This window comes from Azospirillum brasilense (assembly GCF_003349955.1).
GTDB classification, from domain to species: Bacteria; Pseudomonadota; Alphaproteobacteria; order Azospirillales; family Azospirillaceae; genus Azospirillum; species Azospirillum brasilense_B.
On sequence record NZ_QLKQ01000056.1, the window covers coordinates 1 to 13,205 of the forward strand.

At 69.1% G+C, this 13,205-nt stretch carries 17 protein-coding genes; 11 read left to right on the forward strand and 6 right to left on the reverse strand.

Annotated elements, in window-relative coordinates; translation table 11 throughout:
* Positions 1–33: 33 nt before the first annotated feature.
* Together DXK32_RS21970 and DXK32_RS21975 are read right to left on the reverse strand one after the other, a co-directional pair.
* Positions 34–933, reverse strand: coding sequence for a DUF58 domain-containing protein (locus DXK32_RS21970; RefSeq protein ID WP_094305375.1), 900 nt, complete (start codon positions 931–933; stop codon positions 34–36).
* A gap of 10 nt (positions 934–943) precedes the next feature.
* The gene (locus DXK32_RS21975) at positions 944–1,975 is read right to left on the reverse strand and encodes an AAA family ATPase (protein ID WP_432612357.1); all 1,032 of its coding nucleotides are present in this window, start codon (positions 1,973–1,975) and stop codon (positions 944–946) included.
* A 188-nt stretch (positions 1,976–2,163) separates the two neighbouring features.
* On the opposite strand from DXK32_RS21975, the gene DXK32_RS21980 reads away from it, so the two are divergent.
* The 4 genes from DXK32_RS21980 to DXK32_RS21995 are packed head-to-tail and all read left to right on the forward strand — an operon-like array spanning position 2,164 to position 5,115.
* Positions 2,164–2,736, forward strand: a complete 573-nt coding sequence (locus DXK32_RS21980) for a DUF1285 domain-containing protein (RefSeq protein WP_114860459.1) — start codon at positions 2,164–2,166, stop codon at positions 2,734–2,736.
* Positions 2,733–3,419: a CoA pyrophosphatase gene (locus DXK32_RS21985; RefSeq protein WP_205215797.1), complete on the forward strand. Its 687-nt coding sequence runs from the start codon at positions 2,733–2,735 to the stop codon at positions 3,417–3,419. Before DXK32_RS21980 ends, DXK32_RS21985 begins: the two co-directional genes overlap by 4 nt.
* 13 nt (positions 3,420–3,432) lie before the next feature.
* Positions 3,433–3,738 (forward strand): DUF6111 family protein, encoded by a 306-nt coding sequence (locus DXK32_RS21990; RefSeq protein ID WP_114860461.1) that lies wholly within the window; start codon positions 3,433–3,435, stop codon positions 3,736–3,738.
* Between the two features lie 42 nt (positions 3,739–3,780).
* On the forward strand, positions 3,781–5,115 hold the full coding sequence (locus tag DXK32_RS21995) for a CCA tRNA nucleotidyltransferase (protein ID WP_114860462.1): 1,335 nt from the start codon (positions 3,781–3,783) through the stop codon (positions 5,113–5,115).
* A 35-nt stretch (positions 5,116–5,150) separates the two neighbouring features.
* On the opposite strand, the gene hemF is transcribed toward DXK32_RS21995, so the two are convergent.
* Both hemF and DXK32_RS22005 read right to left on the reverse strand, forming a co-directional pair.
* Positions 5,151–6,038 (reverse strand): oxygen-dependent coproporphyrinogen oxidase, encoded by an 888-nt coding sequence (hemF, locus tag DXK32_RS22000; protein WP_114860463.1) that lies wholly within the window; start codon positions 6,036–6,038, stop codon positions 5,151–5,153.
* A gap of 20 nt (positions 6,039–6,058) precedes the next feature.
* Positions 6,059–6,532: a tRNA (cytidine(34)-2'-O)-methyltransferase gene (locus DXK32_RS22005; RefSeq protein WP_114860464.1), complete on the reverse strand. Its 474-nt coding sequence runs from the start codon at positions 6,530–6,532 to the stop codon at positions 6,059–6,061.
* Positions 6,533–6,788: 256 nt separating this feature from the next.
* Between DXK32_RS22005 and petA the strand changes: the two genes are divergently transcribed.
* From petA to DXK32_RS22025, 4 genes are all read left to right on the forward strand, one after another.
* Positions 6,789–7,358, forward strand: a complete 570-nt coding sequence (gene petA / locus DXK32_RS22010; RefSeq protein ID WP_114860465.1) for a ubiquinol-cytochrome c reductase iron-sulfur subunit — start codon at positions 6,789–6,791, stop codon at positions 7,356–7,358.
* A 29-nt stretch (positions 7,359–7,387) separates the two neighbouring features.
* A complete protein-coding gene (locus tag DXK32_RS22015; protein WP_035676900.1) occupies positions 7,388–8,656 on the forward strand; it encodes a cytochrome b in 1,269 nt (422 codons plus the stop codon).
* Positions 8,656–9,420 carry a cytochrome c1 gene (locus DXK32_RS22020; protein WP_114860466.1) on the forward strand — a complete coding sequence of 255 codons (765 nt, stop codon included), beginning with the start codon at positions 8,656–8,658 and terminating at the stop codon, positions 9,418–9,420. The genes DXK32_RS22015 and DXK32_RS22020 overlap by 1 nt, the downstream gene beginning before the upstream one ends.
* Before the next feature lie 118 nt (positions 9,421–9,538).
* Positions 9,539–10,090 carry a DUF924 family protein gene (locus DXK32_RS22025; protein WP_114860467.1) on the forward strand — a complete coding sequence of 184 codons (552 nt, stop codon included), beginning with the start codon at positions 9,539–9,541 and terminating at the stop codon, positions 10,088–10,090.
* Here DXK32_RS22025 and DXK32_RS22030 read toward each other — a convergent pair.
* The gene (locus tag DXK32_RS22030) at positions 10,065–10,613 is read right to left on the reverse strand and encodes a response regulator (RefSeq protein WP_247877276.1); all 549 of its coding nucleotides are present in this window, start codon (positions 10,611–10,613) and stop codon (positions 10,065–10,067) included. The genes DXK32_RS22025 and DXK32_RS22030 overlap by 26 nt on opposite strands.
* Before the next feature lie 198 nt (positions 10,614–10,811).
* Here DXK32_RS22030 and DXK32_RS22035 point away from each other — a divergent pair, with 198 nt between their 5' ends.
* The gene (locus tag DXK32_RS22035; protein WP_114860468.1) at positions 10,812–11,216 is read left to right on the forward strand and encodes a DUF423 domain-containing protein; all 405 of its coding nucleotides are present in this window, start codon (positions 10,812–10,814) and stop codon (positions 11,214–11,216) included.
* A gap of 32 nt (positions 11,217–11,248) precedes the next feature.
* Here DXK32_RS22035 and DXK32_RS22040 read toward each other — a convergent pair whose 3' ends face one another.
* Positions 11,249–11,608, reverse strand: a complete 360-nt coding sequence (locus DXK32_RS22040) for an ArsR/SmtB family transcription factor (protein ID WP_114860469.1) — start codon at positions 11,606–11,608, stop codon at positions 11,249–11,251.
* Positions 11,609–11,866: 258 nt separating this feature from the next.
* Here DXK32_RS22040 and DXK32_RS22050 point away from each other — a divergent pair, with 258 nt between their 5' ends.
* Both DXK32_RS22050 and DXK32_RS22055 read left to right on the forward strand, forming a co-directional pair.
* Positions 11,867–12,094, forward strand: a complete 228-nt coding sequence (locus tag DXK32_RS22050) for a sulfurtransferase TusA family protein (protein WP_114860471.1) — start codon at positions 11,867–11,869, stop codon at positions 12,092–12,094.
* A gap of 168 nt (positions 12,095–12,262) precedes the next feature.
* Positions 12,263–13,192 carry a histone deacetylase family protein gene (locus DXK32_RS22055; RefSeq protein ID WP_114860472.1) on the forward strand — a complete coding sequence of 310 codons (930 nt, stop codon included), beginning with the start codon at positions 12,263–12,265 and terminating at the stop codon, positions 13,190–13,192.
* The last annotated feature ends 13 nt before the right edge of the window (positions 13,193–13,205 follow it).

Here is a 13,205-nt window from a genome sequence, read left to right on the forward strand (position 1 = left end):
AAGCGGGAGGGTGGGGGCAATACGCCGCCCCACCTAAACCGCCTCGCGCGCCAGGGCGCCCCACAGCCCGAGCAGGGCGGTCTGGGGCGGCCGGTCGGTGCGGTGGACGGCGTAGGTCCAGCCGGCGGTGCGGGCCAGCGCGTCCAAGCCGTCCTGGTGGGCGCGCAGCCGTTCCAGGTAGGTCTCGCGCACCGCCTCGACCCGCGGCACCAGCAGCTCCTCCTCGCCTTCGAAGCCTTCGAACTCGACGCGGCCCTCGTAGGGCAGGGTCTCCTCCGCCGGGTCGAGGATCTGCAGCAGATGGCCGCGCACGCCGCGTCCGGTGAGCGCCGACACGGTGGCGTGGATCTCGGGCAGCGGCGAAAGCAGGTCGCCGACCAGGACCACCTGGGCGTGGCGGGGCAGCGGTTCGGGCTGCGGCAGCGCGTCGGGAGAGTGGGCGTTGCGCGGGTCGGTCATCTGCCCGGCCATGCGGTTGAGGGCGAACTTGCCGTGGTCCGGGCGCTGGCCGGAGTTGAGCAGGCCCACCCGCTCGCCGCCGCGCACCAGCAGAACCGCGGTGGCGAGGGTCAGCAGGTCGGCGCGCTCCCGCTTGGTCGGCAGGCCGTTGACCGAGCGGTAATCCATGGAGGGCGAGCGATCGCGCCACAGCCAGACGGTCTGGGCGGCCTCCCACTCGTTCTCACGCACATAGACGGGCTGGGTCTTGCCGGACTGCCGCCAGTCGATCATCTGCGGCGAATCGCCGGGCTGGTAGCGGCGGAACTGCCAGAAGGTCTCGCCCAGCCCGACGCGGCGCCGTCCGTGCACGCCCTGCGCCACCGTGGAGGCGACGCGCTCCGCCGCGACCAGGAGCGGCGGCAGGGTGGCGGCCAGCCCCTCCGCGCGCTGCTGCGCCCGCAGGGTGGTGGCGCCGAGGGTGGGGCTGGCCATCGGCGGGTCCTTACGACAGCGGGGCGCAAAGGCGGTTGATGATGTCGTCCAGCGTGATCCCGTCCGCCCGCGCCGCGAAGTTCAGCGCCATGCGGTGCCGCAGCACGGGCTTCGCCAGGGCCACCACGTCGTCGAGCGACGGCGCAAGGCGCCCGTCCAGAACCGCGCGGGCGCGGGCGGTGAGCATCAGCGCCTGGCTGGCGCGCGGACCGGGGCCCCAAGCGACGTGGCGCTGCACCTCCGGCAGGTCGGTCGCCTCCGGGCGGCCCCGCCGCACGAGGTCGAGGATGCCGTCGACCACCCCCTCGCTGACCGGCACGCGGCGGACCAGCCGTTGCGCCACCTGGAGGTCGGCGGGGGAGAGCACCGTCACCGCCTGCTCGTCCGCCGAGCCGGTGGTGGCGATCATCATCCGCCGCTCGGCGTCGCGGTCCGGGTAATCGACGTCGACCTGCATCAGGAAGCGGTCGAGCTGGGCTTCCGGCAGCGGGTAGGTGCCTTCCTGCTCCAGCGGGTTCTGGGTGGCCAGAACATGGAAGGGCTGGGGCAGGGCGTGGTATTGGCCGGCGACCGACACGCGCCGCTCCTGCATCGCCTGGAGCAGGGCGGACTGGGTGCGCGGGCTGGCGCGGTTGATCTCATCAGCCATCAGCAACTGGCTGAACACCGGCCCCGGAAGGAAGCGGAAGGAGCGGCGGCCCTGCTCGTTCTCCTCCAGCACCTCCGACCCCAGGATGTCGGCGGGCATCAGGTCGGGCGTGCACTGGATGCGCTTCTCGGCGAGGCCCAGCACGGTGCCCAGCGTCTCGACCAGCCGCGTCTTGGCGAGGCCGGGCACGCCGATCAGCAGCACGTGGCCGCCGGCCAGGAGCGTGATCAGCGTGAGGTCGATGACCTCCTGCTGACCGAAGATGATCCGGCCAATGCGGTCGCGGACATGGGTCAGCCGGCCGCCCAGGGCCTCGATCTCCGCCATGAGCTGGTGCGGGTTCTCGCTGGCGGGAAAGCCCTGACTCGGATTAACGGCGTCGGTTGCGCTCACGTCTCTGCTCCCGTTAAGACCATGCATTCGGTGGGCAATCCTGTCCGCCCCATCATGACAGCGGGGGTCGAAACAGCCATCGTGGCAAATCCGCCAGTCCGGACCTATGTGACGAGTATGGCGAAATTACGTTGCGCGGCCAGTTCCCTGTGTGCCCCTCAGGCCCGAAAAAGACGAGAAGGCTAGCGATGAAGGTCGGCAATGACGGGGCGAATGACAAGCGCCCAAATGATGCGCGTCCGGGTGGCGATGGCGGCGATGGCCTGCCCCTGACCGCCAGGGAGCAGCGGTTCGACATCCGCATCGCCCGCGACGGCACCTGGTTCCACGAGGGCGACCCGATCCGGCGGATCGAGCTGGTCAAGCTGTTCGCCACGGTCCTGCGGCGGGACGAGGCCGGCGACTTCTGGTTGGTCACCCCGGTCGAGCGCGGGCGGATCGTGGTCGAGGACACGCCGTTCGTCGTCGTGGAAATGGCCGCAAGCGGAAACGGAGACGAACAGGTCCTGTCTTTCCGTACAAATTTAGACGAATGGGTCGAATGTGGGCCGGATCATCCGATCAGGGTTGTCCACAATCCTGAAAATGGCGAACCGACGCCCTATATCCTCATAAGAAACGGGCTCGAAGCGCGAATTCTCCGGTCGGTCTACTACGAATTGGTGGACCGGGCCGACACGCGCGGCCATGATGGTGAGGCTGAGGTGGGGGTATGGAGCAAGAAGGTCTTCTTCGCGCTGGGCAGGCTGCCTGGCGGGTGAGTCTCGACGAGGTCCGCAAGCGCTTTCCGGGAAGCGCCGCCGCCGGCCTGCGCCCGGTCAAGGTGCGCGGCGACCATGATCTGAATCCCGGTTTCGAGCCCTCGCAGGGCAAGCTGCGGGAGGCCGCCGTCCTGGTGCCGCTGGTCGACCGGCCGGAGGAGCTGACGGTCATCTTCACCCAGCGCACCGCCAACCTGACCGCCCATGCCGGGCAGATCAGCTTCCCCGGCGGGCGGATGGAGAGCGAGGACCGCGACCCGGAGGACACCGCCCTGCGCGAGACCGAGGAGGAGATCGGGCTGGGGCGCGACCATATCGAGGTCTTGGGGAGGCTCGACACCTACGTGACGCGCACCGGCTTCCGGGTGACACCGGTGGTCGGGCTGGTGCGTCCGCCCTTCCAGGTGACTCCCGACCCGACCGAGGTGGCGGAGGTGTTCGAGGTGCCGCTGGCCGCCATCCTCGACCCGACCAACCCGCAGCGCCACAGCCGCGAATTCCAGGGCGCGCAGCGCTACTTCTACGCCTTCCCCTACCAGCAGCGCTTCATCTGGGGGGCGACGGCGGGGATGCTGGTGAATCTCTGCGATGTCCTGCGCGCCGAGGGGCTGGGCGAGGGGCTGGGGTGCGACGGCCTGGCGGCCGGCCGCCTGGGCGACGTGCCCGCCGGCGGACCATCGTAGGGCGGGCGGCGCGGTGCTGCGGATCTTCCTGACGGTCATCCTGCCCCTGGTCCTGCCCACGGTCGGCTATGCCCTGTATGTGCTGGTCGTCGAGCGCCGCCGCCGCGAGGCGGAGGAGGCGCACATTCCGGCGCCCTGGTGGGCGACGGCGCCTTGGCCCTGGCTGGTCTTTGCCGGGGTGGCGGCGATGGCGGTGACCCTGGGCTCCGTCGCCCTGACCAGCGGGGTGCCGCCGCACACGCCCTACACGCCGGCCCATGTCGAGGACGGGCGGGTGGTCGGCGGCGGGGCGTCTGGCGGCGGCCCGCCTGGCAATTGAGCGTCTCTGGCAATTGAGTGCCTTGCGGGCTAGCCTGCCGCCATGACCGTCAACGCCCGCATCGCTCCCCAGCCCTGGATGACCGCCCCCGAGACGCGCGCCGTGTTCGACGCCCTGGCCGCCGGAGGGGCCGACGCCCGCTTCGTCGGCGGTTGCGTGCGCGACGCGTGGCTGGGCCGCAAGGTCAAGGACATCGACATCGCCACCCACGCCCCGCCGGACCGGGTGATGGCGCTGCTGAAGGCCGCGGGAATCGGCGCCATTCCCACCGGGATCGAACACGGCACCATCACCGCCGTGGTGGGGAAGGCCCATTACGAGATCACCACGCTGCGCCGCGACGTCGAAACCTTCGGGCGCCACGCCCGTGTGGAGTTCACCGACGACTGGCGGGAGGACGCCGCCCGGCGCGACCTGACCATGAACGCGCTGAGTTGCACGCTGGACGGTTGCGTCTACGACCCGTTCGGTGGGTTGGCGGACATGGCCGCCGGGCGGGTGCGCTTTGTCGGTGACCCGCGCCAGCGCATCGAGGAGGACGTGCTGCGCCTGCTGCGCTTCTTCCGCTTCCACGCCCATTACGGCCGCGGCGCGCCGGACGAGGCGGCGCTGGCCGCCTGCGCGGAGATGGCCCCCCGCCTGCCCACGCTGTCGGGGGAGCGGGTGCGGGGAGAGCTGTCCCGCCTGCTGGCGGCGCCCGACCCGGCGTCGGCCTGGGCGTTGATGATCCGGCTCGGCGTGATGGCCCATCTGCTGCCGGACGCGGTCCGCACCGCGCGGCTCGGCGGGCTGGTCCGGCTGGAGCATGACCTGGACGAGCCGCCGGACGCGGTGCGCCGCTTCGCCGCCGTGCTGGACACCGACCGGGCGGGGGCGCTGGCCGTGGCCCAGACCCTGCGCCTGTCCAACGCCGACCGCGACCGCCTCGCCGCGCTGACCGAGCCGCCGATGGCCGTGGCTCCCTCCGACGGGCCGGTGAAGCGGCGGCAGGCGCTCTACCGGCTGGGCGACGCCGGGCTGTACCGCGACCTCGTGCTGCTGGCGGCGGTGGACGCCCCCGGCCCGATGGCGCTCGACACCGTGACGGCGGCGCTGGTGACCGCCGAGGATCTGCCGTCCCTGGTCCTCCCCATCGCCGGGCGCGACCTGCTGGCCATGGGAATGCCGCGCGGCCCGGCGGTGGGCGCTCTGCTGAAACAGGTCGAGGGGTGGTGGATCGCCGAGGATTTCCGGCCGGGACGGGAGGCGTGTCTGGCGGAGGCGAGGCGGCGGTTGGAAAATCCCTCTCCCCCCGGGGAGAGGGTGCCCGCGCAGCGGGCGGGTGAGGGGGATGTGCTTGTGCCGAACATACCGACACGCACAACCCCCTCACCCTGACCCTCTCCCCAGAGGGGAGAGGGAAATGTCCGTGCTTACGGCCACTTCACCTCGGGCGGCATGCTCATCAATATGGCCTCGGTGTTGCCGCCGGTCTTCAGGCCGAAGGTCGTCCCGCGGTCGTAGAGCAGGTTGAACTCGACGTAGCGGCCGCGGCGGATCAACTGGTGCTCGCGCTGCTCCGGGGTCCAGGGCCGGTTCATGTGGCGGCGGACCAGGGCGGGGAAGACCTCCAGGAAGGCCAGCCCGACGTCGCGGGTGAAGGCGAAGTCGGCCTCCCAGTTCCCGGAATCCAGGTTGTCGTAGAAGATGCCGCCGACGCCGCGCGCCTCGCCCCGGTGCGGCAGGAAGAAGTAGCGGTCGCACCACTCCTTGTAACGCGCGTAGCAGGTCGGGTCGTGGCGGTCGCAGGCGTCGCGGAAGGCGGCGTGGAAGTCGGCGGTGTCCCGATCGTCGGGCACCATCGGGGTCAGGTCGGCGCCGCCGCCGAACCAGCCGAGGCTGGTCACGATGTGGCGCGTGTTCATGTGGGTGGCCGGCACCAGGGGCGAGCGCATGTGCGCGACGAGGCTGATCCCCGACGCCCAGAACCGCCCGTCCTCCGCGGCGCCGGGGATGTTGGCGCGGAACTCCGGGCTGAAGGTGCCGTGCACCGTGGAGACGTTGACCCCCACCTTCTCGAACACACGGCCGCGCATCACCGACATCACGCCGCCGCCCCCCTCGCCGCCGCCATGGTCGGGGCGCTGCCAGGGCTTGCGCTCGAAGCGGCCCGGCGGCAGGTCGGCATGGGTGCCGGTCAGCTCGTCCTCGATCCGCTCGAACTCGGCGCAGATGCGGTCGCGCAGTTCGGCGAACCAGGCGCTGGCCTGGGCCTGACGGGCGGTTCGGATGTCCATGGCGTCGGTGGGGGAGCTGGTCATGGGCGGGCGTCCGGCGTCGGTCAGGGCGAAGGGAAGGGTGGGAGGCTCGGCAACGCGGCCGTCTGCCGCAGCGCCTCACCCAACACCATCGCGGCACTCAGCGCAACATTCAGCGACCGGGCGGGCGGCATCAGAGGGATGACCAGCCGGGCGTCGGCGGCCTCGTGCACCTCGTCGGGAACCCCGGCGCTCTCGCGCCCGACCATGATGCGGTCGTCCGGGGCGAAGGCGAAATCGGTGTAGGGAACGGCGCCGCGTGTGGTCAGCAGGACCAGCCGCCCGGCCTGCGGCAGCGCCCGGTAGGCCGCCCAGGAGCTGTGCCGGACCAGGGCCAGCTGGTCGATGTAGTCCATCCCGGCCCGGCGCAGCTTGCGGTCGTCCAGAACGAAGCCGCAGGGCTCGATCAAGTCCAGCGGCACCCCGAGTCCCGCCGCCAGACGCATCAGAGTCCCGGCGTTCTGGGGAATGTCCGGTTCGAAGAGAACGAGGCGCATGAAATTCCCTTTTGGTTCAGCGAAGTCTAATGGTGCACCGCAAAGCGCGACAAGTTGTCCCGATGACAAAACCTTTTCAAGGCGTTGCCGCGACTGTATACCGCACCCCGGATAGCCGGGACATACAACCCCGGTCGACGCGGCGCGCACCCACCCACCCAGTGAGCGGACATGCCCGTCAAGTCGTGATAAACACTGGTCCACGTGTCATAGGGCGCTTCGGCGCGCCGCGTATGCCTTGAGGAGATTAACGCTTATGGCTCAGACCACGCATCCGCCCGGGACGGGTGGCCACGCGGCCTCCGGCGGCGAGGGGGCTTCCCGCCGTGATTTTCTCTACCTCGCCACCGGTGCCGTGGGTGCCATTGGTGTCGCGTCGGCCGTCTGGCCGTTCATCGACAGCATGAACCCGGCCGCCGACACCCTCGCGCTGGCTTCGATCGACGTGGATCTGGCCCCGGTTCAGGAAGGCCAGGCGATCACCGTCACCTGGCGCGGCAAGCCGGTCTTCGTCCGCCACCGGACGGCGAAGGAGATCGAGGAGGCCCGCACCGTCAACCTCGGCGACCTGCGCGACCCGGCCGCCGACGACACCCGCGTCAAGAAGCCGGAATGGCTGATCGTCGTCGGCATCTGTACGCACTTGGGCTGCGTGCCGCTGGGCCAGAAGCCGACCGATCCGCGCGGCGACTACGACGGCTGGTTCTGCCCGTGCCACGGCTCGCACTACGACACCGCAGGGCGCATCCGCAAGGGTCCCGCCCCGGCCAACCTCGTCGTTCCGCAGTACGCTTTCACGAGCGACACCGCGGTCCGGCTCGGCTAAGCGGCCCTTAAGGTTCTGGAGACCCCAAGATGGCTCAGGCTCACGCCCCCCAGTTCAAGAATCCCGTCGTGAAGTGGATCGACAGCCGCCTGCCGATCTTCACGATGCTGGACCATGAGTACAACCAGTATCCGATGCCCCGGAACGTCAACTATCTGTGGGCGTTCGGTGCCATCGCCGGCATCATGCTGGTCATCATGATCGCCACCGGCCTCGTGCTGGCGATGCAGTACGCGGCCAACACGCACATCGCCTTCGAGTCGGTGGAGCGCATCATGCGCGACGTCAACTACGGCTGGCTGCTGCGCTACGTCCACGCCAACGGCGCGTCGATGTTCTTCATCGCCGTCTACATCCACATGTTCCGCGGTCTCTACTACGGCTCCTACAAGGCGCCGCGCGAGATCCTGTGGATCCTCGGCGTGCTGATCCTGCTGGCCATGATGGCGACCGCCTTCATGGGCTACGTGCTGCCGTGGGGCCAGATGAGCTTCTGGGGCGCCACCGTCATCACGAACCTGTTCTCGGCCTTCCCGCTGGTCGGCGACCCGATCGTGACCTGGCTGTGGGGCGGCTTCTCGGTCGACAACCCGACGCTGAACCGCTTCTTCGCGCTGCACTTCCTGCTGCCGTTCGTGCTGCTGGGCCTGGTCGTCCTCCACACCGCCGCCCTGCACGTCTCCGGCTCCAACAACCCGCTGGGCATCGACGCCAAGGGCCCGCAGGACACCGTGCCGTTCAACCCGTACGTCACGGTCAAGGACGGCTTCGCGGTCGTCGTGTTCCTGATCTTCTACGCGGCCTTCGTCTTCTTCGCCCCGAACTACCTCGGCCACCCGGACAACTACATCCCGGCCAACCCGCTGGTCACCCCGGCGCACATCGTTCCGGAATGGTACTTCCTGCCGTTCTACGCGATCCTGCGCGCCATCCCGGACAAGCTGGGCGGCGTGCTCGCCATGTTCGGCGCCATCGCGGTGCTGGCGGCCCTGCCGTGGCTCGACACCTCCAAGGTGCGCAGCTGCAAGTTCCGTCCGATCTACCGCCAGTTCTTCTGGATCCTGGCCATCGACGCCCTGGTGCTGGGCTACGCCGGCGCGATGCCCGCGGAAGGCGTGTGGCTGCTGGTCGCCCGCATCGGCACGGCCTACTACTTCTTCCACTTCCTGATCCTGCTGCCGCTGCTGGGCAAGCTGGAGCGTCCGCTGCCGCTTCCCGCCAGCATCTGCGAACCGGTTCTGAAGGGCGGTGGCCGCGTTGCCGCCGGCGCCCACGCCAAGCCCATGGAGAAGGCATAATGCGCTCTCTGAAGTCTGCCATCCTCTCTGCGGCCGTCGCCCTGGGCCTGGCCGGCGCCGCGCAGGCGTCGGAAGCGGTGCACATTCCCAAGCAGGAGTGGGCGCACAGCGGCGTGTTCGGCACCATCGACAAGGCCTCGGCGCAGCGCGGCTTCCAGATCTACAAGGAAGTCTGCTCGACCTGTCACTCGGCCAAGCTGGTCCCGATCCGCACGCTCGCCGGCATCGGCTTCAGCGAGGACGAGCTGAAGGCGATCGCCGCCGGCTATGAGGTCCAGGCCGGTCCGAACGACGCGGGCGAGATGTTCATGCGTCCGGGCATCCCGGCCGACCGCTTCCCGTCGCCGTTCCCCAACGACAACGCCGCCCGCGCCGCCAACAATGGCGCCCTGCCGCCGGACCTGTCGCTGATCGCGAAGGCCCGCGTCGGCGGCGAGGACTATCTCTACGCCTTCCTGACCGGCTTCGAGGAGAACCCGCCGGAAGGCGTGACCCTGATGCCGGGCATGAACTACAACAAGTACTTCCCGGGTCATCAGGTGGGCATGCCCAACATCCTGATGCCGGACGGCGTGACCTACGCCGACGGCACCCCGGCGACGGTGCAGCAGCAGGCCCACGACATCAGCGCCTTCCTGACCTTCATCGCCGAGCCGCACATGGATGCGCGCAAGCAGATGGGCGTGAAGGTGATCCTGTTCCTGATCGTGCTGGCCGGCCTGATGTACGCCACCAAGCGCAAGCTGTGGAGCACCCTGCACTGAGCCGCGTCCCGGCTCGGTGTGGATGATCGAGACTGGACAGGGCGCCTTCGGGCGCCCTGTTCTTTTGTGGCCCCGGTTTCCTTATCGACAACCCCATTCCCAGGCGAAGGTGGTGCAGATGACCGACAGGCTGATCGACGAGATCGTGGATTTCTGGTTCGACGAGGCGATGAAGCCCTACTGGTTCCGCCGCTCCGACAGTTTCGACCGGACGGTGCGCGACACGCTGCTGCCCCATCACGAAGCGGCGGCGGCGGGCCGGTACGATCACTGGTTGGAGGATGTGGACGGCTGTCTGGCGCTCTGCGTCCTGCTCGATCAGGTTCCGCGCAACGTCTTCCGCGGCTCGCCGCAGGCCTTTGCGACCGACGCCAAGGCGCTGGCGGTGGCCCGCCATGTGGTGGAGCAGGGCTACGATCTGGAATGCAGCGAGGACGAACGGATATTCCTCTATCTGCCCTTCGAGCATCAGGAGGACATGGACTGCCAGGAGCTGTCCTGCGCCCTGTTCCGGGAACGCGTGAGCGATCCGGAGGTCGTGGATTACGCCGAACGCCACCGCAAGGTCATCGCGCGCTTCGGCCGTTTCCCCCATCGCAACGCCGTCCTCGGCCGCGAGACGACGCCGGAGGAGGCGGAGTTCCTCAAGGAGCCGGGCTCGTCCTTCTGACGGGACCGCTCTCCGAGGGCTCCAGCCAGCGCCTCAGGGCGGCCAGAAGCTCGGGGCGGCGGACCGGCTTGGGCACGTAGTCGTTCATGCCGGCGAACACGCAGCGGTCGCGGTCCTCGGCGAAGCCGTGGGCGGTGACCGCGATGATCGGCACCGTAGCGCGGGAGTTGGTCATCGCCCGGATCGCCAGGGTCGCGGCGATGCCGTCCACCTCCGGCATGGCGACGTCCATCAGCACGGCGTCGTAGGGCGCCTCCGCCGTGGCGACGGAGGCGACGGCCTCCGCCCCACCGTCCGCGGTGTCGACCGTGAAGCCGACCTTGCGCATCAGCGCCGCCGTGAGCAGACGGTTGGTCGGGCTGTCGTCCACCACCAGCAGACGGCCGCCGCGCGCCATGGCCCAGGCGATCAGCTGCTCCTCGCCGGGCGATGGCGGCGTGCCCAAGGAAACCGGCGAGCCGCGTGGCACGGGCTCGGCGTGGGACGTGGCTTGCGGCTGTCGGTGCAGAATGATGTGGTTCACGACGAGCCTTTGGCATTTTGCAAATCAATTTGCGCCGAACCGCCGCAGACTCCCGGTTTCCCGAGGGGGTAGGATGGCCGGCCTGCCCATGCTAAGCAAAGGGTGGGCCAGTTGGTTTCGAGATCGAACTTTTCCCGTCGCCCACAATAGGAGGGCTGCGGGAAGGCCGGCGTTGGAAGGCCAGCGTGGAGAGGAACGATGGGATTGGTTGATCGGCTGTGGGTCGCCTTCGCGGCCCTGAACGGCGCCGTCGCGGTGGGGGCCGGGGCTTATGCCAGCCACGGGCTGGCTGGTGACCCGCGTGGGCAGGAGTTGTTCCGGCTGGCCGGGCAATACCAGATGTGGCACGCGCTGGCTCTGGTCGCCCTGGTCGCGTTGCTGCGCAGCGCCGACGGACCGGCGCGCATGGCGCTGCGCCTGTCCGGGTGGCTGTTCGTGGCGGGAATCCTGCTCTTCAGCGGAACGCTCTACGCGACCGCCACCAGCGGCCCGCTGCCCTTTGCGATGACCGCCCCGACCGGTGGCAGCGCCTTCATCCTGGGATGGCTGGTGCTGGCCCTGGCGGTTCTGCTGTTCGGACGGCGTTTCTTCGGGCGGGCCTGAAACGGGACGCGCGGCAACGGGAAGCGCGGCGCTCAGGCCGGAGCGCTGCTCGTTTCCTCGGCGGAGGTTGGCGACCCCTCGTCCTTCTTGCGGGCGGCGGGCGCGCAGAACAGCTCATGGAGGGTCGCCATAATGGTCTGCGCCTCGTGGCCGTTCAGCGAGTAATAGATGTTCTGGGCGGCGCGGCGCGTCCGCACCAGCTTGTCGCGGCGCAACCGGGCCAGATGCTGGGACAGGGCCGACTGGCTGAGGTCGACCAGTTCCTCCAACTCGCCGACCGACTTCTCGCCCTCGGTCAGGTAGCACAGGATGAGCAGGCGGCGCTCGTTGCTCATGGCTTTGAGCAGCGTGCTGGCCCGCCGTGCGTTGCTCTGCAGATCGGCAATGTTCATGAAACGACCGTTTCTGTCGGCGCCAAGCAACAGCGAACCGTTGCGCCCACCCCTTGCGCCGCAGCCCCGCCGTTTATCGTTCGTGTTCAATCATATGGAAGAGTGTACCGCGCTGTCTACCCGTGGATGTCCCGTAGTCGAAAGAATGTTCGCCGGCTGACGAAACCAGCGTTCAACGGGTTGAAGGCGTGCGTGCCGCCGTTCTAGACTCGCCGCCTCGAATTCGTTGCGGCGGTGCCCGAAGGAGTGCAAGGAACGATGGCCGACCAGACGCTGGACGCCAAGGGGCTGCAATGCCCGTTGCCGGTGCTGCGCGCGCGCAAGGCGCTGAAGACGGTGCCGCCCGGATCGACGCTGACCGTCGAGGCGACCGACCCCAGCGCGCCCAAGGATTTCGCCGCCTTCTGCGAGGCCACCGGCAACCGGCTCGTCTCCAGCGTCGAGGAGGGTGGTGTCTACCGTTTCGTGATCGAACGCTGCGCCTGACGGTGCCGAGGGACGGAGAGGCCTGCACGTCCGCCGCGCAAAAGGGGTGGGGCTGGCGGTTGGGGGATGTGACGATAAGCCCCGCAATCAGCCTGTACTTTCATTAGCGATCCAGGAAGAATGGACGCAGGGAAATGCCTCGAACACGAACGAAAAAGACAGAAAAGCATGTTCACCACCCTGTTCACCCATGCCGCCTGCCTGGACCACGACACAGGGCTGGGCCATCCGGAATGCGCCGACCGGCTTCGTGCGGTGCTGGCGGCTCTTGAAACCGAAGAATTCTACATGCTCGAACGGCAGGAGGCGCCGCTCGCCACCCTCGATCAACTCGCGCGCGCACACCCGCGGGAGCATGTCGAGCGCATCCTGGCCCTGGTGCCGGAGCAGGAGCACGCCGGCATCGATGCCGACACGGTGATGTCCCCCGGTTCGGGCGAGGCCGCGCTGCGCGCCGCCGGGGCGGTGGTCGCGGCGGTGGACGCGGTGGCGTCGGGCCATTCGCGCAACGCCTTCTGCGCCGTGCGTCCGCCGGGGCACCATGCCGAGCATGACAAGGCTATGGGCTTCTGCCTGTTCAACAACGCCGCGGTCGGCGCCTATCACGCGCGGGCGGCGCACGGGTTGCAGCGGGTGGCGGTGATGGATTTCGACGTCCATCACGGCAACGGCACGCAGGACATCTTCCAGCGCGACCCGGACCTGCTCTACTGCTCCACCCACCAGTCGCCGCTCTATCCCGGCACGGGCGACGCGGGGGAGAAGGGCGAGTACGGCAACTGCGTCAACGCGCCGCTCGCCGCCATGTCCGGCTCGCCGGAGTTCCGGCACGCGATGACCCACATCATCCTGCCGGCCATCGACCATTTCAAACCGGACCTGCTGATCATCTCCGCCGGGTTCGACGCCCATTCGCGCGACCCGCTGGCCGGCCTGCATCTGACCGACGACGACTTCGCCTGGGCGACGCGCAAGCTGGGCGATCTGGCCCGCACCCATTGCGGCGCGCGCATCGTGTCGGTGCTGGAGGGCGGCTACAATCTGCGCGCCCTGGCGTCGGCCACCGCGGCGCATGTGCGCGAACTGATGTACTGCTAAGCCCTCCGGTTCT